Annotated in this window: 19 protein-coding genes and 2 pseudogenes; 9 read left to right on the top strand and 12 right to left on the bottom strand. The window is 66.8% G+C overall.

All coding sequences use genetic code 11. The features are described 5' to 3' along the window. The first annotated feature begins 36 nt into the window (after positions 1-36). Positions 37-1,323: a DDE-type integrase/transposase/recombinase gene (locus MF407_RS08025; protein WP_205744823.1), complete on the top strand. Its 1,287-nt coding sequence runs from the start codon at positions 37-39 to the stop codon at positions 1,321-1,323. A gap of 65 nt (positions 1,324-1,388) precedes the next feature. On the opposite strand, the gene MF407_RS08020 is transcribed toward MF407_RS08025, so the two are convergent. The 4 genes from MF407_RS08020 to MF407_RS08005 are packed head-to-tail and all read right to left on the bottom strand — an operon-like array spanning position 1,389 to position 6,612. Beyond that, positions 1,389-3,494, bottom strand: a complete 2,106-nt coding sequence (locus MF407_RS08020) for a 3-hydroxyacyl-CoA dehydrogenase NAD-binding domain-containing protein (protein ID WP_129623969.1) — start codon at positions 3,492-3,494, stop codon at positions 1,389-1,391. Then, positions 3,494-4,756 (bottom strand): thiolase family protein, encoded by a 1,263-nt coding sequence (locus tag MF407_RS08015; protein ID WP_129623968.1) that lies wholly within the window; start codon positions 4,754-4,756, stop codon positions 3,494-3,496. The genes MF407_RS08020 and MF407_RS08015 overlap by 1 nt, the downstream gene beginning before the upstream one ends. Positions 4,757-4,807: 51 nt before the next feature. Continuing rightward, positions 4,808-6,061 (bottom strand): ribonuclease D, encoded by a 1,254-nt coding sequence (locus MF407_RS08010; RefSeq protein WP_239701968.1) that lies wholly within the window; start codon positions 6,059-6,061, stop codon positions 4,808-4,810. Beyond that, positions 6,058-6,612, bottom strand: coding sequence for a DUF3000 domain-containing protein (locus MF407_RS08005; protein ID WP_239702878.1), 555 nt, complete (start codon positions 6,610-6,612; stop codon positions 6,058-6,060). The genes MF407_RS08010 and MF407_RS08005 overlap by 4 nt, the downstream gene beginning before the upstream one ends. A 108-nt stretch (positions 6,613-6,720) precedes the next feature. Between MF407_RS08005 and MF407_RS08000 the strand changes: the two genes are divergently transcribed. Beyond that, a complete protein-coding gene (locus MF407_RS08000; protein ID WP_239701967.1) occupies positions 6,721-7,563 on the top strand; it encodes a DMT family transporter in 843 nt (280 codons plus the stop codon). Positions 7,564-7,585: 22 nt separating this feature from the next. Further along, positions 7,586-8,641, top strand: a complete 1,056-nt coding sequence (gene hemE / locus MF407_RS07995) for a uroporphyrinogen decarboxylase (protein WP_239702877.1) — start codon at positions 7,586-7,588, stop codon at positions 8,639-8,641. A gap of 13 nt (positions 8,642-8,654) precedes the next feature. Here the strand turns inward: hemE and MF407_RS07990 are convergent, their stop codons facing one another. After that, positions 8,655-9,359, bottom strand: coding sequence for a hypothetical protein (locus MF407_RS07990; RefSeq protein WP_239701966.1), 705 nt, complete (start codon positions 9,357-9,359; stop codon positions 8,655-8,657). 71 nt (positions 9,360-9,430) lie between these two features. Here MF407_RS07990 and MF407_RS07985 point away from each other — a divergent pair, with 71 nt between their 5' ends. Genes MF407_RS07985 through hemQ form a run of 3 tightly spaced genes read left to right on the top strand, consistent with a single transcriptional unit; the run spans position 9,431 to position 11,743 of the window. Next, complete coding sequence (locus MF407_RS07985; RefSeq protein WP_239701965.1) at positions 9,431-9,586, top strand: hypothetical protein; 156 nt, start codon at positions 9,431-9,433, stop codon at positions 9,584-9,586. Positions 9,587-9,634: 48 nt separating this feature from the next. Next, positions 9,635-11,020, top strand: coding sequence for a protoporphyrinogen oxidase (hemG, locus tag MF407_RS07980; protein WP_129623963.1), 1,386 nt, complete (start codon positions 9,635-9,637; stop codon positions 11,018-11,020). A gap of 9 nt (positions 11,021-11,029) precedes the next feature. Further along, positions 11,030-11,743, top strand: coding sequence for a hydrogen peroxide-dependent heme synthase (hemQ, locus tag MF407_RS07975; protein WP_129623962.1), 714 nt, complete (start codon positions 11,030-11,032; stop codon positions 11,741-11,743). 64 nt (positions 11,744-11,807) lie between these two features. On the opposite strand, the gene msrB is transcribed toward hemQ, so the two are convergent. From msrB to MF407_RS15835, 5 genes and pseudogenes are all read right to left on the bottom strand, one after another. Next, entirely contained in the window at positions 11,808-12,209 is a 402-nt protein-coding gene (gene msrB, locus MF407_RS07970; protein ID WP_129623961.1) for a peptide-methionine (R)-S-oxide reductase MsrB, read from the bottom strand. Positions 12,210-12,356: 147 nt separating this feature from the next. After that, a pseudogene (locus MF407_RS07965) lies at positions 12,357-12,785 on the bottom strand (universal stress protein); the annotation flags it as partial. 2 nt (positions 12,786-12,787) lie between these two features. Then, positions 12,788-14,176, bottom strand: coding sequence for an APC family permease (locus MF407_RS07960; protein ID WP_239701964.1), 1,389 nt, complete (start codon positions 14,174-14,176; stop codon positions 12,788-12,790). Positions 14,177-14,295: 119 nt separating this feature from the next. Beyond that, a complete protein-coding gene (locus tag MF407_RS15840; RefSeq protein WP_239701963.1) occupies positions 14,296-16,164 on the bottom strand; it encodes an endonuclease/exonuclease/phosphatase family protein in 1,869 nt (622 codons plus the stop codon). Positions 16,165-16,295: 131 nt separating this feature from the next. Beyond that, positions 16,296-16,682 (bottom strand): annotated as a pseudogene (locus MF407_RS15835) (lamin tail domain-containing protein); the annotation flags it as partial. 201 nt (positions 16,683-16,883) lie between these two features. On the opposite strand from MF407_RS15835, the gene ligD reads away from it, so the two are divergent. Beyond that, complete coding sequence (gene ligD / locus MF407_RS07945) at positions 16,884-17,927, top strand: non-homologous end-joining DNA ligase (RefSeq protein WP_239701962.1); 1,044 nt, start codon at positions 16,884-16,886, stop codon at positions 17,925-17,927. A gap of 233 nt (positions 17,928-18,160) precedes the next feature. On the opposite strand, the gene MF407_RS07940 is transcribed toward ligD, so the two are convergent. Beyond that, positions 18,161-19,219, bottom strand: a complete 1,059-nt coding sequence (locus MF407_RS07940) for an ATP-dependent DNA ligase (protein ID WP_239701961.1) — start codon at positions 19,217-19,219, stop codon at positions 18,161-18,163. Positions 19,220-19,256: 37 nt separating this feature from the next. On the opposite strand from MF407_RS07940, the gene MF407_RS07935 reads away from it, so the two are divergent. Further along, positions 19,257-20,408 (top strand): alpha/beta fold hydrolase, encoded by a 1,152-nt coding sequence (locus MF407_RS07935; protein ID WP_239701960.1) that lies wholly within the window; start codon positions 19,257-19,259, stop codon positions 20,406-20,408. Here MF407_RS07935 and MF407_RS07930 read toward each other — a convergent pair. Continuing rightward, on the bottom strand, positions 20,397-21,053 hold the full coding sequence (locus tag MF407_RS07930; RefSeq protein WP_239701959.1) for a dihydrofolate reductase family protein: 657 nt from the start codon (positions 21,051-21,053) through the stop codon (positions 20,397-20,399). The two genes, MF407_RS07935 and MF407_RS07930, sit on opposite strands and share 12 nt — an antisense overlap. 30 nt (positions 21,054-21,083) lie before the next feature. Between MF407_RS07930 and MF407_RS07925 the strand changes: the two genes are divergently transcribed. Then, entirely contained in the window at positions 21,084-21,986 is a 903-nt protein-coding gene (locus tag MF407_RS07925) for a PPK2 family polyphosphate kinase (protein WP_239701958.1), read from the top strand. Positions 21,987-22,019: the final 33 nt, after the last annotated feature.

The raw sequence follows: 22,019 nt of genomic DNA, 5'->3' as shown, positions 1-22,019 counted from the left end.
ATCCCAGAATGCCCGCGTGGGGTGCAGCCTCGATGGATGGAGCTCACGGTGGGTCAGCGCAAGGCGGTCCTGGTCTCGCAGGTGAAGGCGTGGCCGAAGGCGACGAAGGCGGAGAAGACAGCGATCCTGGACCATCTGGTCGCGGTCAACGGGTGGCACAGGGACCACGCCCGCAAGATGCTCCGCCGCGCGGTCGCCGGTCATGACCCGAATCGTCCCCGAGCACAGCGTGATCCGGTCTACCGCTACGACCCTGCCGTGATCGATGCCCTGGTGACCTGCTGGGTGGTCCTGGACGGCCCCACCGGGAAGCGACTGCACCCTGCGCTGCCCGACCTGACCACCGCGCTGATCGCCCACGGCGAACTGCACTGCACCCCTGACACGTTGGCCGCGCTGCTACGAATGTCACCCGCCACGATCGACCGCCGCCTCAAACCACACCGCACCGGCCTGATCGCGACCAAGGGCCGGTCGATGACCAAACCCGGCAGCCTCCTCAAGGCCAGCATCCCGATGAAGACCTGGCACGAATGGAACGAAACCGTCCCCGGCTTCCTCCAGATCGACCTGGTCGCACACGAAGGCGGCGACAACAATGGAGCCTTCCACTACACCCTGGACGCCACCGACATCGCGACCGGTTGGACCGAAGCGATCAGTGTCCGCTCCAAAGGCGAACGAATCGTCGCCGCCGGCCTGACCGACCTGATCCTGCGATTCCCGTTCGGCATCAACGGAATCCACTCCGACAACGGGGGCGAGTTCATCAACCACCACCTCGCGAAGTGGTGCGACGCGCGACGTATCACCCTGACCCGCGGCCGGGCCCACCACAGCAACGACCAGGCCTACGTCGAGCAGAAGAACTGGTCCAGCGTCCGCCGCGCGGTCGGTTACTACCGGTACGACACCCGCCACGAGCTCGACCTGCTCAACCAACTGTGGCCCCTGCAAGCAGCACTCGACAACCTCTACCTGCCCCAACAAAAGCTGCGCAGCAAGTCTCGCAACGGCGCCAAGGTCACCAAAACCTACGACACCGCCGCGACCCCGCTGCACCGCCTGACCCGGGACCACCCGCAGTACCTCACCGATCAAGACGCCGCTGACCTGAGCACACGAGCCACCCAGATCAACCCCGCCGAACTACGCCGTCAGATCCACGCGATCCAAGCCAGTCTCATCGAACTCGCCCGCCGCAGAGGCAAAGTCGAACAACGACCCAAGCGCAACGCGACCTACCTCAGCCGCAAGAAAATCCACCCCACCAAGCGGGCAAATTCAGATAAGTCAACGACTCACTCCACGCGGGCATCTTGACGTGAGTCAACATGAAGGCGCGACCCGTCACGTGGACAGGTCGCGCCTTCGCGCTCGAGATGTGCTCAGGACGTGGGCACGCTCGCAACGCCCGGAGCCAGGAACCGCGAACCCGTGACCTTCTCGGAGGTGCCGGTGCGGTCCAACAGCGGTGAGATGCCGCCGTTCCAGAACGGGAAGCCCGCACCGGTGATCATGGCGAGGTCGATGTCCTGCACCTCGGCAACGACGCCTTCGTCCAGCATTCGGCGGATCTCGTCGGCCATCGAGGCCAGCGCGCTCTCGCGCACCTGCTCGGCGGTGAGCTCCTTCGGGTCGGACGGAGCATCGAACAGCTCCATGACCTTCGGGTCGATCTTCCCGTCGGCGCCGTAGAACGAGGGGATCTTCGCCTCCACGACCTTGGCCAGGTTCTTGCTCGCCCGGAAGCGGTCCGGGAAGGCCTTGGCGAGGGTCTCGCTGTTGTGCAGCGCGATCGGGGGACCGACCAACGAGATCAGCATGAACGGCGGCATCGGGGTGAGGCCGGCGAACGCCTTCTCGACGGTCTCGATCGGCGTGCCCTCATCGACCATGCGACCCGCGTCGCCCATGAAACGCCCGAGCAGACGGTTGACGACGAACGACGGCGAGTTCTTCACCAGGATGCAGGTCTTCTTCAGGCCCTTTCCTGCAGCGAATGCCGTTGCGAGAGTAGCGTCGTCGGTCTTCTCGCCGCGGATGATCTCCAGCAGCGGCATGACGGCCACCGGGTTGAAGAAGTGGAAGCCCACGACCCGCTCCGGGTGCTTGAGGTCTTCGGCCATCTCGGTGATCGACAGCGACGAGGTGTTGGTGGCCAGCACGCACTCCGGCGTGACGATCTCCTCGACCTCGGCCCAGACCTTCTTCTTGACCGACATCTGCTCGAACACCGCCTCGATGACGAAGTCTGCGTCGGCGAATCCGTCCTTGGAGGTGGAACCGGTGACGAGCGCCTTGAAGCGGTTCACGCCATCGGGGGAGATGCGTCCCTTCGCAGCGAGCTTGTCGATCTCTGCGTGGACGTACTCCACACCCTTGTCGACCCGCTCCTGGTCGAGATCGGTCATCACGACCGGCACCTTCAGCTGACGGATGAACAGCATCGCCATCTGACTGGCCATGAGTCCTGCACCGACGATGCCCACCTTGGAGATCTTGCGGGCGAGCGACTTGTCCGGCGCACCGGCAGGACGCTTGGCGCGGCGCTGCACCAGGTCGAACGCGTACAGGCCGGCACGCAGTTGGTCGCTCATGATGAGGTCGGCCAAAGCCTGGTTCTCAGCCTCGAAAGCCTCCTCGCGCGACGCCGTTCGAGCGGCAGCGACGAGGTCGAGCGCGCGGTACGCCGAGATGGCAGCGCGACCGGTGCGCTGGTCCGCCGTCTTGCGCATCTTCGAAACGGCTGCGTCCCAAGCGGTTTCGTCGGTGTCGACCGACCCCCGCTCGACCTTCTCCTCGCCCGAGATGACACGTTCGGCGAACGCCAGCGAGTCCTCCAGGAAGGTGACCGGCTCGAGCAGGCGGTCCGCGCAACCCAGGGCGAAGGCGTCCTTGCCCTTGATCATGCGGTTCTGGTTGAGCGGGTTCTCGACGATCAGCTTGAGCGCGTTCTCGACACCGATGAGGTTCGGCAGCAGGTAGGTGCCACCCCAACCGGGCACGAGACCGAGGAAGACCTCGGGCGTGGCGTACGCGGGCACGTCCGAGGAGATCGTGCGGTAGTCGGCGTACAACGCGATCTCGACGCCGCCCCCCATGGAGGCGCCGTTGATGAACGCGAAGCTCGGCACCGACAGGTCGCTGATCTTGCTGAACGTCTCGTGACCCTGACGGGCGATCTCCAGCGCCTGGTCGCGGGAGGTGATCGTGCCGACACCCTTGAGGTCGGCGCCGACGGCGAAGATGAACGGCTTGCCGGTGATGCCGAGGCCGACGATCTCCTTGGCGTCCGCGCGGCGGGCGGCCTCGTCGAGCGCGTCCGAGAGCTCGGTGAGACCGGCCGGGCCGAAGCTGTTCGGCTTGGTGTGGTCGAACCCGTTGTCGAGCGTCAGGAGCACGAAAGTGCCTGCACCACCGGGCAACTCGACGTCCTGGCTACGGACGTGGGTGACGACCTCGTCCGCGTGCTGGTTCTGGTTCTCGGCCATCAGGCAACACCCTCTTCGGAGTTGTTCGAGTGGAGCTTGGAGACCTCGCTGTCGACCGAGCTGGCGTACTCGGCGTGGTGCGGGTTCTCCCAGATGACCGCCCCACCCATGCCGATTCCGATGCACATCGCGGTGAGGCCGTAACGCACCTCGGGGTGCTCCTCGAAGTGACGCGACAGTTGCGTCATCAGCCGGACGCCGGACGAGGCCAGCGGGTGACCGGTCGCGATCGCACCGCCCCACGGGTTGACACGCTTGTCGTCGTCGGCGATGCCGAAGTGTTCGAGGAAGGCGAGCACCTGCACGGCGAACGCCTCGTTGAGCTCGAACAGGCCGATGTCGTCGATGCTCAGACCGGCGTGGTCGAGTGCCTTCTCGGTGGCCGGTACCGGACCGATACCCATGACCTCCGGTTCCACACCCACGAACGAGTAGGTGACCAGGCGCATGCCGACCGGCAGGCCGAGCTCGGTGGCTGCACGCTCGGAGGCGAGCAGGCAGGCGGTCGCACCGTCGTTCAGGCCGGCCGCGTTGCCGGCGGTGACGTTTCCGTGCGGACGGAACGGGGTCTTCAGCGACGTGAGGTCCTCGAGCTTGACGTCCTTGCGCGGCGGCTCGTCGACGGTGGCCAGGCCCCATCCCTTGTCGGCGTGGCGCGTCGCGACGGGCACCAGGTCGGGTTGGATCTTGCCGTCCTCGTACGCCTGCTGCAGCTTGTTCTGGCTGGCGACCGCGAAGTTGTCGCAGCGCTCCTTGGTGATGCTGGGGTAGCGGTCGTGCAGGTTCTCGGCGGTCTCGCCCATGACGAGTGCAGAGGTGTCGACCAGCTTCTCGGCGACGATGCGCGGGTTGGGGTCGACGCCCTCACCCATCGGGTGGCGGCCCATGTGCTCGACGCCGCCGGCGATGGCGATGTCGTAGGCGCCGAAGGCGATGCTGGACGCGGTGTTGGTGACGGCCGTCATCGCACCAGCGCACATGCGGTCGACGGAGTAGCCGGGAGTGGTCTTGGGCAGGCCGGCCAGCAGGGCGGCCAGGCGGCCGAGGGTCAGGCCCTGGTCACCGATCTGCGTCGTGGCCGCGATCGCGACCTCCTCGACGCGCTCGGGCGGCAGGTTGGGCTGACGGCGCAGCAGGTCGCGGATGCATTTGATGACGAGGTCGTCAGCGCGGGTCTGGGCGTAGATGCCCTTCTCGCCGGCCTTGCCGAACGGCGTACGAACGCCGTCGACGAAGACGACCTCGGAAAGCGTGCGGGGCACAGTGCCTCCCGGGATGAGTCGATAGGTCAGGACGACTCTAAACCCGATTTGTTACTCGCTGGTAGGCAGGTCGGCGGAAACCGCGTCGACGATCATCGGGGTGACGACCTCGATCTGCCAGGGCCGCGCTCCGAGCTGGGTCAACTCGGCCGAGATCGTCTGTGCATCAAGGTGATTCGCGGGATCCCAGAGCACTCGGCGCAGGTGGTCGGGGGTGAGGATGTTCTCGACCGGCAGGTTGTGCTCCTCGGCGAAGACCGCGAGATCGTCACGCACCTTGGTCAGGCGGGCTGCTGCGACGGGGTCGCGGTCGGCCCAGACCCGCGGCGGCGGAGGAGCGTCGCTGCGGACGGTCGCCGGCGGCAGGTCGGCGTCCGCCATCGAACCGACTCGGCGGACCGCCTCCAACCAATCGCGTTGGTGACGGGCTACGCCGGTGTGCGGGCGTCCACGCCGACTGGTGGCGCTCGGCAGTGCGAGCAACTCGGCCGGAGTCTTGGGGGCTGTGTTGGCGATCTCGACCAGGAGTGCGTCGGGCAGGACGCGTCCGGGCGACGTGTCGCGGCGCTGGGCGATGGTGTCGCGGGTGAGCCACAGCTCGCGCACCCGGGCGATCGCGCGACGGTTCTTGATCTTGTGCATCCCGGAGGTCCGTCGCCAAGGATCCTGACGCGCCGGGGGGCCGGTGAAGGAGGTCAGCGCGTGAAACTCCTGCTCAGCCCACTCCCACTTGCCCTGCTCCTGCAGGTCGGCGGCCAGGGCGTCACGCACCTGCACCAGCACTTCGACGTCGAGTGCCGCGTACGACAGCCACGGTTGCGGCAACGGCCGCTCGGACCAGTCGACCGCCGAGTGCTCCTTCGCGAGTGTCATGCCGAGGTAGTGCTCGATCACCGCGGCAAGACCGACCCGCGGGATCCCGGCCAGCCGCGAGCCGAGTTCGGTGTCGAACAGGCGGCTCGGCTTCAGGCCGACCTCGGCCAGGCACGGCAGGTCCTGCGTCGCAGCGTGCAGGACCCACTCGACGTCGGCGATCGCGTCCTGCACCGGGCTGAGATCGGGGCAGGCGATCGGGTCGATCAGGTGAGTACCGGATCCTTCCCGGCGGATCTGGACGAGATAGGCACGGTTTCCGTAGCGGAACCCGGACGCCCGCTCGGCGTCGATCGCGACCGGACCTTCACCGCCGGCGAGCGCCTTCGCAGTCTGCGTCAGCGCGCGTTCGGTGTCGACGACCGCCGGGACCCCGTCAGCGGGGGCGGCCAACAGTGGGTAGGTGGTGGGTTCGGCGACTTCGTCGGTCATCGACGCTGCCCCGGCAGCGCCACGACGCCCTCGGGCAGCGGGGGCAGACCGGCGATCGTGCACAACATCGCACCCCAGGCCTGCAGGTGGGACGCGAGGTCCTCGGTGGTGGGGGTCCACGAGGCGCGGATCTCCATCTCGACCGTGGTGCCGTTGTCGGCGAGGCCACCGAAGCCCTGTGACAGGACGCGGGTGACGGTGCCGGCCTCGGCGGTGAACTCGGCGCCGGCCTCGGCCAGGGAGTCGATGAGCCAGGTCCAGCCGACCTCTCCGAGCATCGGGTCGGACGCCAGTTCCGGTTCCAGTTCGGCGCGCGCGAAGGTGACGATGCGCCAGGCGCCTGCCCAGGGCTCGGGGCAACTGGGGTCGTGCAGCACGACGAAGCGTCCCGAGGCGAGTTCGTCGTCGTCGGGGGAGTTCGCCACCTCGGCGGTCATGGCGACGGAGTACGGCGCGATGCGCCCGGGCGCCGGAACCTCGGTCAGGCTGACCTCGGGCCGAAGGCGCACGGTCTCGAGCTCGCGGACGACGCGAGAGAAGTGCGACCCGATGTCGCTGCTGGCATTCTTCGAACCCACGTCGTCGAGGGTATGTCGAACATGCCTACGAATCGCGGAACGGCACGCCGTGAGCCCGGACGGGTACAGCAGGATGGGCGGATGGTCGCTCTCCTGGCTCTCGGTTCCAGTCTGGTCTGGGGCATTTCGGACTTCGCGGGCGGTCTGTTCGCCAAGCGGATCGCCGCCGTCCGGGTCGTCGCCGTGGCGCAGATCGGCGGTCTGCTCACGATGTGTGTCGCGCTCGGCATCCGGGTCGCGCAGGGCGTCGCGATCGCGGACGGGCCCTGGTACCTCTACGGGGCGTTGGCCGGCCTGACCGGCGCGGTCGGCCTGGTCTGCTTCTACGCCGCGCTGTCGATGGGCACCATGGGCGTCGTCTCGCCGATCGCCTCGATGGGTGCGGTCGTGCCGGTCGCGGCGGGGCTGGCCACCGGTGACCGGATCGGCGTGGCGGTCGGAATCGGGTTGGCACTCATGCTGTTCGGCGTGGTGCTCGCATCCGGTCCTGAGCTCGGTGGCGGCGCCGGACGGACACCGGTGCTGCTCGCGTTCGTGGCGGCCGTCGCGTTCGGGTTGTCGCTGTTCTGCATGGATCGCGCCGCCGAGGTCGACGTCATCCCCGCATTGTGGGCGATGCGGATCGCGAGCGTGTCGGCTCTGCTGCTCGCCTGGCGCTTTTGGCCGGGTGGCCCGGTGGGCGCACGGGTGCCTCGCCGCGATGTGCCGATGATCATGCTCGTCGGAGTCGGCGATCTGGCAGCCAACGCACTGTTCAGCTTCGCTGCTGCGCAGGGAATGGTGAGCGTGGTCAGTGTTCTCGGATCGCTTTACCCGGTCGTCACGCTCATCTGGGCACGGGTGCTGCTGGACGAGCGACTACGTCCCGTCCAGGTCGCGGGGGTGGCAGCAACGCTCGGCGGCATCGCGGTGGTCGTGGGCTGAGCACCACTGCGGTCGTGGGAGGATCGGCGGCGTGACCGTTGCATCGTCTGACCCGCGCGACAGCGCCCTCGTCCGTGCCGCTCGCGGCCAGTCCGTCGACCACACCCCGGTGTGGTTCATGCGCCAGGCCGGGCGCTCGCTGCCTGAGTACCGAAAGGTGCGCGAGGGCGTCCCGATGCTCCAGTCGTGCCGCACACCCGAACTGGTCACCGAGATCACGCTCCAGCCGGTGCGTCGGCACAAGGTGGACGCGGCGATCTTCTTCAGCGACATCGTCGTGCCGCTCGCCGCAGCCGGGATCGACCTCGACATCGTTCCGGGTACCGGCCCCGTCGTTGCGTCGCCGGTGCGTTCGCGAGCCGATGTCGACGCACTGCCGGAACTCGACCCCTCGCAGATCGACGACATCGCGACGTCCGTCGGCATGCTGACCGCCGAACTCGGCGGCACTCCGCTGATCGGCTTCGCCGGTGCGCCCTTCACGCTCGCCAGCTACCTGGTCGAGGGCGGTCCGTCCAAGAACCACGAACACACCAAGGCGATGATGTACGGCGACCCGGACGCGTGGAATGCGTTGTGCGCCAAGCTCGCCCGCATCTCCTCCACCTTCCTGAAGGTGCAGGTGCAAGCCGGTGCCTGCGCGATCCAGTTGTTCGACTCGTGGGTCGGTGCACTCAGCCGCGTCGACTACCTGACGTACGTGCAGCCGCATTCGGCGGCCGTGCTGTCGGCGTTGGGTGAGCTCGACGTCCCGCGCATCCACTTCGGCGTCGGCACCGGAGAGCTGCTCCCGGCGATGGGCGAGGCCGGCGCGGACGTCGTCGGCGTCGACTTCCGCATTCCGTTGGACGAGGCTGCACGACGGGTCGGCCCGACCTACGCCCTGCAGGGCAACCTCGACCCGGCGCTGCTGTTCGCTCCCTGGGAACCGTTGCGCGACAAGGTGATCGAAATCCTGGAATCAGGCAAGGTCGCACCCGGGCACATCTTCAACCTCGGCCACGGAGTGCTGCCGAGCACCGACCCGGATGTACTCACCCGAGTCGTGGAACTGGTGCACGAACACTCGGCTCGCTGAACCGCACGCCGGCTCAATCGCCGCGTTCGGCGAGCTCCTCCGCGCTGGGCGCCGGTCGCTGACCGGGCAAGGTGACGATCGACCAGGGCAGGAAGAACTGCACCAGCGGTCCGATCAGGACGGCGTAGAGCACGGTGCCGACGCCGACGATGCCACCGAGCAGCCAACCGATCGCCAACACGGTGACTTCGAGCCCGGTGCGCACCAGGCGCAGGCTGAGGCCGGTGCGGCGGTGCAGTCCGGTCATGAGTCCGTCGCGTGGCCCCGGCCCGAGTTGGCTGCCGATGTAGAGCGCTCCGCCGAGGGCATTGATGACGAGGCCCGACACGAACATGCCTGCCTGCCAACCGATTCCGTGGGCGGTGGGTACGACGGCGAGCGAGAGATCGGTCGCCACGCCGATCCAGATGGCGTTGGCGACGGTGCCGAGGCCGGGCCATTGGCGCAGCGGTGCCCACAGCAGCAGCACCGGAATGCTCACCACGATCACCGTCACGCCCAGCGTCCAGCCGGTGTGCAGGAAGACTCCGTAGTGAAAGACGTCCCACGGGTCGAGGCCGATGCCGGCGCGCACCATCATCGCCATCGCCAGCCCGTACATCGACAACCCGACGAACAACTGCACAAGTCGCCGAGGCAGGCGGCCGGCATGCAACTGCGCGATGGGGGACAGGTTGGCCAGTTCGCGGCGAGGCGTCGGCCGGGCGATCGTGCTCATGGCTCAAGCATCCCGGAAAATTCGAGCGCGGGTTCGCACAGGCCAGGCGGGGTTCGGGGACGACCGTCACCGTGCCCGGTGGGCCGGTCGACGACGGGCAGGAGCCGCTGTGGGACGAATCGGCCGATCCGGCGAACGCCGATCTGATTCAGGCCGCGCCGGCCGCGACTGCGGGATTGCACGCCGCTCGCACGGTGGGCGCAGTCGGCGAACCTGCCATTGCGTGAGTACTACCCCGAGTAGGAGGTGAGGGGTCGGTGTGACAAGCTTGGGCCGTGGTTGCAGTGGCCGTCGTCGGAGGCGGAATCGCAGGTTTGAGTGCCGCGTGGGAGTTGGTCGGCGCCGGAGCCGAAGTCACCGTGCTGGAGTCCACCGACCGGGTCGGCGGCAAGCTGCGCACCGAGAAGGTTGCCGGCACTCAGGTCGACGTCGGAGCCGAGTCGATGCTCGGTCGGCGGCCCGAAACCCGTTCTCTGGTAGCCGAACTCGGTCTCGACATAGTCGGGACGGCACAGGTCGGTGCATCCATATGGAGCCGGGGCGAGCTGTGCCCGATGCCCCGCGGCACGCTCATGGGCGTGCCCTCGAATGCACAGGGTCTCGCAGGACTGCTGGAGCCCGATGAGGTTGCCCGCGCCGCCGACGAGGTAACTGTGCGCAGTGACGGTGACATTTCGGTGGGGGACGCCGTCGAGCAGGCCTTCGGCCCGGCGGTCGTCGACCGGCTCGTCGAACCACTGCTGGGCGGGGTGTACGCAGGCGACGCGCGTTACCTCTCGCTGCGAGCGTGTGTACCGGCGCTGTACGACGTCGTCCACCGCGGTGGCTCCCTGCAGGAAGCCGCGGCGAATGCGACCCGTCATCCGGCGGCGCCGGACGATGACGACCAGCCGCCGGTGTTCGCCGGCCTACGCGGCGGGATCGGTTCTTTGCCGATGCTGCTTGCTGATGCGCTGGCGGCCGAAGGAGCCATCGTGCGCACGTCGACCACCGTCACCGGGGTCGATCGGGACGGCGAACAGTGGCGACTCGTCCTGGCCGACGGCACCACGATGCATGTCGAGGCAATCGTCTTCGCCACCCCTGCGCCGGCGGCGGCGAAGTTGCTCAACCCGCTCGCGCCGCAGGTAGCAACCGAATTGCGCGCGATCGAGTACTCCTCGATGGCTGTCGTCACCTACGCCTTCCCGGTCCAGATCGCGCCGGCCCTCGGTGAACGTTCGGGGTTCCTGGTGCCTCCGGTGGAGCAGCGCCGGATCAAGGCGTCCACCTTCAGTTCGCTGAAGTGGCCGTGGCTGGGCCAGGAGCGAACCGACCTCGTCTTCGTCCGCGTCTCGGCCGGACGCTTCCGAGAGGCACACACGCTCCAGCGGTCCGACGCGCAACTGGCTGCGGACGGCATCGCCGAACTACGCGCCGCGCTCGGCGACATTCCTGCTCCCGTCGCGGCACACGTGCAGCGATGGGGTGGCGGATTGCCGCAGTACGCCGTCGGGCACGTCGATCTGGTGGCGCGGATCCGTGACGAACTTGCCGCTCTGCCGGCGGTTTCCGTCGCCGGAGCTGCCTACGACGGCGTCGGCATCCCGGCCTGCATCGGTTCCGGCCGGACGGCAGCACGTAACGTTCTCGCTCAGTTGAACCCCACCGGAATCACGTAAAGGACGGTCATGACCGACCAGGTGCACCACCAGCCCACCGAAGAAGAAGCCGAGGCGATCAACGCCAACATCGAGTACGCGATGTACTCGGTGTTCAAGGCTGTACGACCCAAGCCCGCCAACCTCAAGAAGGCGGTGAAGGAGGCCGAGAAGTTCGTCGCCGGCCTGCAGGACAAGGGCGTCACGGTCCGCGGTCTGTACGACGTCGGGGGTCTGCGCGCCGACGCCGACCTGATGATCTGGTGGCACGGAGCGAGCGTGGAGATCCTGCAGGACGCCTACCGCGGTTTTCTGGCCACCGAACTCGGCAAGAGCTTCGACCCGGTCTGGTCGAACGTCGGACTGCACCGGGCCGCAGAGTTCAACCGTGGCCACGTGCCGGCGTTCCTGTCAGGTGAGCCGGCCCGGCAGTACGCGTGTGTGTACCCGTTCGTGCGCTCCTACGACTGGTACGTCCTGCCCGAGGAGGACCGCCGTCGCATGCTGCGCGAGCACGGCGAGGCCGCCCGCGACTACGCCGACGTGCGCGCCAACACCATTTCTTCGTTCGCGCTCGGTGACTACGAGTGGCTGCTGTGCTTCGAGGCCGACGAACTGCACCGCATCGTCGACCTCATGCGCGAACTACGCGCCGTCGACGCACGCCTGCACGTGCGTGAGGAAGTGCCCTTCTTCACCGGGCCGGCGACCAACCTCAAGGACCTCGCCGACCGGATGCGCTGAGCGTCCGGTCGGACACGAAAGGAGGCCTTCGCGATCATCGCGAAGGCCTCCCTTCGAGAGCAGATCAGTTCTGTGGTTCGAGCGTCAGGCTGACCGAGTTGATGCAGTACCGCTGGTCGGTCGGTGTCGGGTAGCCCTCGCCCTCGAACACGTGTCCGAGGTGCGAATCGCAACTGCCGCAACGCACTTCGGTGCGCACCATGCCCATCGAGCGGTCCTCGATGAGGTTCACGTTGTCGTCCTGCGACGGGGCGTAGAACGACGGCCAACCACAGTTGCTGTGGAACTTGGTGGTGCTGCGGAACAGTTCCACACCGCACGCGCGACAGCTGTACACGCCCTCGGTCTCGGTGTCGGTGTACTCGCCCGTGAACGGTCGTTCGGTACCACCCTCGCGCAACACTGCGTACTCCGCCGGGCTGAGCTGCTCGCGCCACTCCTGGTCGGTCTTGCTCACCTTGGCCATGACGTCTCCTTCGTCTCGATTCAGCTCGTGCAACACCGTCCGGCGGCCGCTGATTCCGACGGGTGCCGATCGATCAGGATGCTGCGGTGGACCCCTTCGCCGCCTTGCTGATCTTCCGCTTACGACGGGGGTGGGCCGCACGACCAGCACGGGGCACGGAGCCGCGTATTGGACGCGCTGGGCAGTACTGCCCATCAAGACCGCCTCGCTGAGACCGCGACTGCCGCTCGCCATGACCACGAGTTCGGCATCGCCGGCGACAGCAGCGCGGACGATCTCGGTGGACGGCGTGCCGCTGCGGATCTTCTTGCGGACGACGGTGTCCTGCCAGTCCGCGAACTCCGCTGCCACCACGTCGACCGCGGCGGCGGCCGCGGCGCGGAACGACTGCTTCTCCATGGCGACCGGCGCCTTGGCACCCTGCGAGATCTCGTCGATGAACGGCAGCGAGGCGAGGGGGCGAATGACCGCGAGCACCGAGATCTCGGTGATCTTCTCCTCGTCGGCGAAGGTCTTGAAATAACGAGCCGCCCGCAGCGACTGTTTCGATCCGTCGGTCGCGATGATGACGTGCACGGTCAGGCCTCCAGGTCCTTCAGGTCGTCGCCGGATCGGTCCCGGCTTCCGGTGAGTCGCTCGATGACGAACAGCACCAACCCGATTCCCAGCAGAGCGGCGCAGTAGATCAACGAACTCGAGTCGTCCCAGATCACGTATCCGAGGATGACGAAGTTGGCGATGATGCCGACGTACAGCAACGCCCGAGGTGCTCTGAACCCGCCCGAGGTGCGGTCGTCCTTGTCCAGTTTGATCGCCGAGACGATCACCAACGCGTAGATCAACAGCGTGAACAGGACAGTGACATTGGCCAGCTTCTCCAGGTCGGCGGGGGAGACGAGGAGGCCACCGATGACCAACAGGGAGAAGATCGTCGCGATCCACGGCACCTGACGGCCGCTCACCTTGGCGAAGAATCCGGGGACGACGTCCTCGCGCGCCATGCCGTAGAGGATGCGCGACTCGGTGACGAGGCAGACCAGGCAGGTGTTGGTGATGGCGACCATCGCGATGATCGCGAACATCGTGGTCATTACCTCGAGTGAGATGGGCAGCACGTCGGTTCGGACGACCTCCATCAGCGCGGCTTCGGACTCCGACAACTTCGCGATCGGCACCGAGATCGCAGCCGTGATGGCGATCACGACGTAGAGCACGCCGGCGGTCGCCATTCCTGCGATGAGCGCCTTGGGGAAGGTGCGGACCGGGTCGCGGGTCTCCTCGGCGACATTCGCGGCGTTCTCGAAACCGGTCATCGCGAAGAAGGACAACGCCACACCGGCAAGCAGGCCGAGGGCGGGGTTGTCACCGACGGAGAACTCGGTCAGGACGTTGAAGTTCGAATCGCCCTTGCTGACCACGATCGCACCGATGATCAGGACGATGATGAGGCCGGCCACCTCGATGAAGGTCATGACCATGTTCGCAACGACCGATTCGGTGATGCCGATGGCGTTGATGATCGCGAGCATCACGATGAAGCCGAGCGCGACGATGAGGCTGGGTGCTTCCTTCCAGATCTCGTTGAAGTACTTCGCGAAGCCGTTGGCCAGCGAGCCTGCGGCGGCGAAGCTGGCCGAGAGCATGCAGAACGTGATGAAGAAGGTGAGGGGCTTCTTGCCGAACGCTTTGTGCACGTACAACGCTGCGCCGGCGGCCTGCGGGTACTTGGTGACCAGCTCGGCATACGCCAGGCCGGTGATGGTGGCGACCGTGACACCGACGGCGAACGCGGTCCAGAACGCGCCACCGACGGCGGCGGCGACCAGCCCGATCAGGACGTAGATGCCGGACCCGAGCACGTCCCCGAGCACGTAGAAGTACAGCAGCTTGCCCGAGATGCTCTGGTTGAGCTCGGAATCCTCGTTCGGTGATGGTGACTCATCCAGTGTTGCGGTGTCCGACGTCATCTGCGGCCCCTCGCACTTGGTCCGTGCCCAAGCGCTGGAAACGCCGGGCGTCCGGCCATCTTGTCAAGACAGCCGGACGCCTGGGTCCGATGCGAGCAGCGGGATCCTGCTGGTGAGAACTACCGGGTCACCTGCACGGGCAGACGGACGACCTGCGGGTCGTGGTCGGAATCCTGGTCGTGGAACTCGGCATTCGTGTGGACGATGTCGTAGGAGTAGCGCTTGTTGGCCATCGTGCGCACCAGGTTCCGGCTGAGCAGGATGTGGTCGAGCACCTGGCTGTTGCCCTGGAACACATAGGTGTACCGCTCGGGCGCCGGCAGCGTCCGCGGCAGATCGGTCAGTGCGCTCGAACCGGACCCCACCAGGATGTCGGTGGTGCGGCTGAACTCGAAGTCGTTGATGTCACCGAGGACGATGACGTTCGCGTTCGGGTCGGCGGCGAGCAGCTTGTCGACGAATCCACGCACCACCTGTGCCTGGCTGTGTCGCTGGGCCTCCGAACCACGCACCGGCTGCTGGAAGCGGCCGAACAGCGGGTCGTCGCCACCTTTGGATGCGAAGTGGTTGGCGATGACGAACACACTGCGGTCGTTGTAGCTGAACTGTCCGACCAGCGGCTTGCGCGAGTTGTCCCACGCGGCGTTGCCGACGTCGATGCGTCCCGGAGACTGGGTCAGTGAGGTGCCGCGGCCGGTGCCGACGACGTCCGTCGAGGTGTTCGCGGTTGCACCGGGCTTGTCGACGAACCAGACGCCTCGGTCGGTGCGGAACAGGAAGACCTGGCGGATGTTGCCTCCCGGCTGGCCACCGTCGGTCAGGTTGTTCGGATTGACCCACTTGGCCTCGTACGCCGGTCCACCGGCCGCTTTGATGGCGGCGATCAGCGTGTCGCTGGTCGCGGTCGAGTCGACCGTGCCGTCGTTGCGAGAGCCGCTGTTGTCCTGGATCTCCTCGAGCGCCAGGATGTCGGGCGACTTGAGGTTGGTGACGATCTGTCCGGCCAGCCGTGAGTACTTGTCCGCAGGGTCGGACGGCGCGAGGTTCTCGACGTTGAACGTCGCGACAGCCATCTCGTTGCCGCGCGGGGACGCGGTGACCTCACGCTGCAGGCCGTTGTCGGTCAGCATGCCGGGGTCGGTCGCGACCAGGGTGTAGTTGGCGAACGAGTAGTCCAGGACGCCCGTCGTGGTGCCGCTGAACACGTCGCCGACGTTCGCCGCACCGATCTGACCCTTGACGAGCGAGTCGTTGAGGATCAGCCGCATGGCGTTGGGGTGGGCATAGGAGCTGTACACGACGCCGCCGCGGGGTGAGTTGACCGCGTCGACGTTCTGGCCGGGAACGACCGGGGTTTCGCCGTAGCGCGTGTTCGTCGGTCCCACAGCGCGAGCGTCCTTCAGCGCCAGACGCATTCCTTCCATCGACTCGTTGAAATCGATGGCGTTCTGCGCGGGTTCGAACGGGACGCCGGGCAGTTCGATGTTGCCGGGGTCGCCGGCGAAGATCGTTTGCTGCGGAGCGACGCGGTCGACGCCGAGCACGACCGGCGCGGGCAGCGCAGCGGTGCCCGTGACGGTGACCGTCGGACCGTCGATTTCGGTGGTGGTCAGGTTGGTGGTGCCGCCCGAGCCGCCGGGGCGGTACTCGGCGACGGTACCGACAACAGAAACCTTGTCGCCCGCCTTCACCGTCGGTGCCGTCCGGGTGAAGACGTAGATGCCTTCGCTGGTCGAGTCGTCGCCGTCCGGAGTGAGCGACTGGATCCAGAAGCCGGAACTCTTGACCGCGGTGACGACGCCCTCGACGTCCTTGACCTTCGTGCCGGCCAGGGGGAGGTGTGTGAACTGCCCTGGATCTGCGCGACCGTTGCGACAGTGCCGTCGTCGGGCGGCGTCGGGCTGCAGTCCTGTTGTCCGGCAGCCGAATTGCGAGGACTCGGGGAGCCCACGGCGAAGTCGACCGAATTGTTGTCGGTGTCGGTGCACGTGGAGGTGCGTGCGACGGACGTCGGGTTGGAGGTGGCGGCAGCCGGGCTGCCCTCTGCGGTCGACGCGCTGCCCCATCCGAGCAGGTCGACGACCTTGCCGGACGGGTCGACGATCGCGACCCGTCCACCCGATGCGCTCATCGGAATGGTGCCGACGACGTCCGGCGTGGGCAGGGGAGTGGCCGACGTGTTCGCTCCGGATGCTTCCTTGACCAGGAAGCTCGTGGCCGGCGCGACCGTGCCGCTCAGCGGGGTGCGCTGGGCGGTGGTGCCGTTCGCCGACCAATACTGGACGCTCCAGCCATTCAAGTCGACCGGGGTACCGCTGAGGTTGTACAACTCGACGAAGTCGCTGTTGTGGACGGCGCCGGAGTTGCCGCCACCGCCGTACACCTCCGAGATGACGACGGACGAGGAGACGGCTTGAGCAGAGGGCGCAAGTGACACCGCGCCTGCGGCGGCGAGGGTGGCGGCAGAGCCTGCCACGGCGAGGCGGAACAACGAACGAGAAGGCATCGGGGCACTCCGGGGGAATTTGACTGGGTCTTGGGACGGGGCAGTTCCGACGCTAGGTCGTCCCGACGTCCTTCCCCTCCGGTTTCGGTGAATGTCCGGCAACGGTTCGGTCATGAGATGGCAAAGTCGCCGGGCCCAACTGTGCGAACCGCGGATCGGAACACCCGGGCTGCCGGCGTGCCAGGCCCCTAGGGTGAGTACATGGCAGCTGCGAAGCCGGTGATGCTCGAGGTCGACGGACCGGCCGGCGTCCGGACGGTGAAGATCTCCAGTCCGGACCGACTGATCTATCCCCAGGACGGGATCACCAAGCTCGACCTGGCGCAGTATCTGGTCGCCGTCGGCGAGGCGTTCATCCACGCCAACGGCAACAGACCCGTCGCGCTGGAACGGTTTCCGGAGGGCATCGAGGGGGAGCAGTTCTTCTCCAAGAACCCACCCCGCGGAGTACCCGAGTACATGCGCTCGGTCATGTGTACCTACCCCTCCGGACGCAAGCACCCGCAGTTGGTGCTCGACGAGCCGGCTGCCGCGGTGTGGTGTGCACAGATGAACACCGTCACCTTCCATCCGTGGCCGGTCTGCGCCGATGACAACGACAACCCGGACGAACTGCGCATCGACCTCGACCCGCAACCCGGGCGCGGTTTCAAGGATGCTGTCGAAGCAGCCTTCCCATTGCGCGACCTGCTCACCGAACTCGGCTACCAACCGCGAGTGAAGACCTCCGGCAACCGGGGAGTCCACGTGTACGCCTCGATCGAACCGACGCACGAGTTCCTCGACGTCCGCCACGGCGTCATCGGTATCGCTCGCGAACTCGAGCGCCGCCTGCCCGATCTGGTGACCACGGCGTGGTGGAAGGAAGAACGAGGCGAGCGAGTCTTCGTCGACTTCAACCAGGCGTGCCGGGATCGCACGATCGCCGGCGCATACTCGCCACGTCCTTTGCCCGGTGCTCCTGTCTCCATGCCGCTCACCTGGGAACGGCTGGCGGACGCCGACCCGCGCGAGTTCACCGTGCGCACCGCTCCCGGCATCGTCGAATCCGAAGGTGATGCGTGGGCCGATCGCGGCGAGCCCGGCGATATCGCTGCCGCGATCGCGTTGTGGGACAGAGACGTTCAGGAACGTGGGCTCGGCGAACTGAACTTTCCTCCCGATTATCCGAAGATGCCCGGCGAGCCGCGCCGCGTCCAACCGAGCAAGAAACGCAACGACCTGCCGGATCCCGAATTTCGATGAAGGGGTACCGATTCAGCCGGGTTTACGTTCACCGGAACCAGGTCTCGATCGCGCTCGGTCGGTGACCCTGCCTCACCACTCGACCGGCGGGTTGTGTCGGGCCTGCCCGAGCAGCCCATGGGGAGTTCTCCCCATGGTCACCCCGGCTGCCGATCGACAAGATGTTCGTGGGGGCAAGAGATCGGCGCCGGATCCTCGGGGGAGGTCCGGCGCCGATCTTCGTCCGGTGATGATCAGCGGCTGAGTACCGCGCCGAGGTCGTATGCCGGGGCACGCTCCACCTGGTCCAGCAGACACGATTCGGGGTCGCGATCGGGCCGCCAGCGCAGGAACGTCACGCCGTGCCGGAAACGAGAGCCCTCGAGTTGATCGAACTTCACCTCGACCACGCGCTCCGGACGAAGGCGTACGAACGACACGTCCTTGTTGCTGCTGAACCGCGACCGGTCGGTCTCGCCACGAACCGTCTCTCCCTCGTCGTCGGTGACCACGAGGTCGGAGAGTTCGTCGATCAGCTCCACCCGTCGCTTCGCGGTGAATGCAAGAATGCCGCCGACGTTGCGCAGGTTGCCGTCTTCGTCGTACAGCCCGAGCAGGAGCGAGCCGACTCCGTTGCCGCTCTTGTGAATTCGATAACCGAGCAGCACCGCCTCACACGTGCGGCTGTGCTTGATCTTCAGCATCGTGCGCTTGCCCGGCTCATATGGGCTGGTGACATCCTTGGCGATCACGCCGTCCAGACCGGCTCCCTCGAACTGTTCGAACCACTGCTGCGCGACCTGTGGATCCTCGGTCACGCGGGTCAGGTGGAAGGGGCCGTCGGTGGGCAGACCGTCGAGTGCCTCGACCAGCGCGGAGCGGCGTTCGGCGAACGGTTGTTCCATCAACGAGTCGCCGCCGGTCCACAGGCAGTCGAAGAAGATCACCTCGGCGGGTGTCTGCACCGACAGCTTGGTCACCCTCGAGGCGGCCGGGTGGATGCGCTGCCCGAGCGCTTCGAACGACAGGCGCTGCGCTCCCGGTGCGCCGGAGCGAACGACGATCTCGCCGTCCAGGACACACTGCTGCGGCAGCAGCCGACGAGCCGCTTCGATCAGTTCGGGGAAGTAACGGGTGAGCGGTTTGGAGCCACGCGACTCCAATTCGACCTCGTCCCCGTCCTTCACCAGAACACACCGGAAGCCGTCCCACTTGGGTTCGTACAAGTACCGCTTGGTGTCGTCGGGCTTGGGCACCGCGGGAGTGGCCTTGGCCAGCATCGGCGTGATCGGGGTCTCGAACGGCACGGTCATGCCCGCCATTGTGCTGCCCGGATGTCACGATGGACAGGTGCAGCCTCGCCACATCGTTCGTGCCGCCTCCATGCTCGGCGCCGGAGCCCTCATGGGGGCCGGAGCCGTCACGTCGGCTGCCGCCGTCTTCGCCCGCAAGGTGCTCACACCCGAGCCACCGGCCGACAAGAGCGTGATCAGGACGTTCAACGACCTCACGATCACCCTCGACGTCAACGACGAGACGGTTGCGCCCGGCCGCTACGGACTCTTCGTCGGTGGGTACGACACCCACGCCCGCATCGGGGACGTGCTCGCCGTGGAGGGCGAGGAGGTCACCCGTGAACTGCTCGGCGTCGACTTCGGTGAGCTCGATGCCGGACCGGCGCGGGTCAACGGCAGCTACTTCGTCGGACCGCCGGCGGACTCCCTCGGTATTGATCTGCACGAGGTGGTCTATCGCAGCCCGGTGGGGGAGATGCCGGCCTGGCGGATGGACGTGCCCGACTCCACCCGGTGGGCCGTCCTGGTGCACGGGCGCGGCGCGCTGCGCTCGGAGTGTCTGCGAGCGCTGCCGACCCTGCAACGTTGCGGCATCAATGCATTGATCATCAGCTATCGCAACGATCCAGGGGTTCCGTCCGGAGCCGACGGTCTGTACAACCTCGGCCTCACCGAGTGGCAGGACGTCGAAGCGGCCATGCGCTACGTCCTGGACGCGGGTGCCGCCGACATCCAGTTGTTCGGGTGGTCGATGGGTGGCGCCACCGTATTGCAGACCGTCGATCGATCGCCGCTGGCCGAGCACGTGAGCCGTATCGTGCTGGACGCCCCGGTGATCAATTGGCGGCATGTGCTGGCCTTCCACGCGGGGCTCAACAAGATGCCCGGTGTCGTCAGTCGGATCGGGCTCGACTTGATGCGAGGACCGTTGCACCGCAACCTGATCGGGTTGGCCGAGCCACTCGACGTCACCCGGGCCGACTGGGTCACCCGAGCGGAGGAACTGACGAAGCCGACGCTGCTGATCCACTCGGTCGACGACGACTTCGTGCCCTTCGAACCATCGCAGGATCTGGCCGACGCACGACCCGATCTGGTGCGTCTGGAGACCTTCGAGGTGGCACGGCATTGCCGGGAGTGGAATGTCGACAGTGAGCGCTGGGAGAAGGTCGTGCGTAACTTCTGTGCGCCGGCCTCAGCGCACTGACCAACGAGCCAGCAGCGTCGACTCGGATTCGATCAGTCCGACCAGCCTCGCGCGCAGGTCGAGCGGTGCTCCGTCGACCATCCGGTGGGCCGAGCCGCCCACCAACAACGGCGAGGTGGTCAGGCAGATCTCGTCGATCAGGTCGTCCCCGAGGGCGAGGCCCGCAATGGTCGGGCCGCCTTCGAGCAGCACGCGGTCGTAGCCGCGTCGGCGCAGACGGTGCAGAGCGGTTCGCACTCCGTCCGGGCCGCTGCTGTCGACCGCGAAGACGTCATCACGACCCATCGTGTCCATCCTCGGCGGCAGTTCGGCTTCGGTGCTCAGCACGGCCATCGCGGGGTGTTCCGGGCGCCCGGCACGCAGCGATCGCCACCGCTCGTCGGTGATCGGCGCGTCGTACTGCTCGGCGCGTGCGGTGCCTGCGCCGACCGCGATGACATCGGCCCATGCCCGCAGCATGTGGAAGACGAGCCCGTCGACGTCATTGTTGATCGACCCCGACCTATGATCCCCGCCGACAACCGAACCGTCTACTGTCGCAACAAAGTTCAGCCGCACGAACCAGCCGCGATCGACGCCGCATTCGTAGGCGTCCGGCAAATCACCGGGCGTGATTGCTGCGTGGTCGGGGAGCAGTTTCCTCATGTCGGTCATCCAATCGTGAGACCATCCCGTATGGCCAAGAAGAAGACGAAGAAGTCCGACAAGAAGTCGGAAAAGCAGCTCAACAAGTCCGGCGATCTCGCAGCCAAGATCACCGAGAAGCTCTGCGTCGCAGCAGGATTCGAGCTCAGCTCCCTGGATGCCTCGTCGACTCCCGGCTACAAGGGTGACAAGGCGGAAGCGGAGGAACTGCTCGCAGCGAGCGCCGCCGAGCTCGGCGAACTGCAGGAGCGCCTCTACGCCAACGGCCGCGACGGCGACGGCACGTCCGTCCTGTTGGTGATCCAGGGCATGGACACCTCGGGCAAGGGCGGGATCATGCGTCACGTCGTGGGAAGCATTGACCCGCAGGGAGTTTCGCTGACCTCTTTCAAGGCGCCGAACGCCGAGGAGCGCAAGCACCCGTTCCTGTGGCGGATCCGCAAGGCGTTGCCGAAACCTGGGATCATCGGTGTCTTCGACCGGTCGCACTACGAGGACGTGCTTATCGCACGGGTGCGCAATCTCGTTCCGGCCACTACCTGGCAGCGGCGGTACTCGCAGATCAACACCTTCGAGAAGTCGGTGACCGACAACGGCACCCGGATCATCAAGGTGATGTTGCACATCGACGCCGACGAGCAGAAGGCGCGCCTGATGGAGCGGCTCGATCGCAGCGACAAGTGGTGGAAGTTCAACCCGGGCGACATCGATGAGCGCGAGCTCTGGGACGCCTACCAGGAGGCCTACCAGGCCGCGTTGGACAAGACTTCCACCGACAGCGCTGCCTGGTACGTGGTGCCCGCGAACCGCAAGTGGTACGCGCGGTTGGCTGTCCAGCAGATCCTGCTGCACCACCTGCGTGAACTCGACCAGCCCTGGCCGGACGCCGACTTCGACGTCGAGGAACAGAAGGCGCGTCTCGAAGCGTCCTGAAGCCGACCTCCGCAGTGAAGGGCTCCCCGAGCG

The sequence above is a fragment of the Yimella sp. NH-Cas1 genome (assembly GCF_022359705.1).
Classification (GTDB): Bacteria; Actinomycetota; Actinomycetes; order Actinomycetales; family Dermatophilaceae; genus Yimella; species Yimella lutea.
Note: the sequence above shows the minus strand (reverse complement) of the source record. Positions and strands in the feature narration are given on the sequence as shown.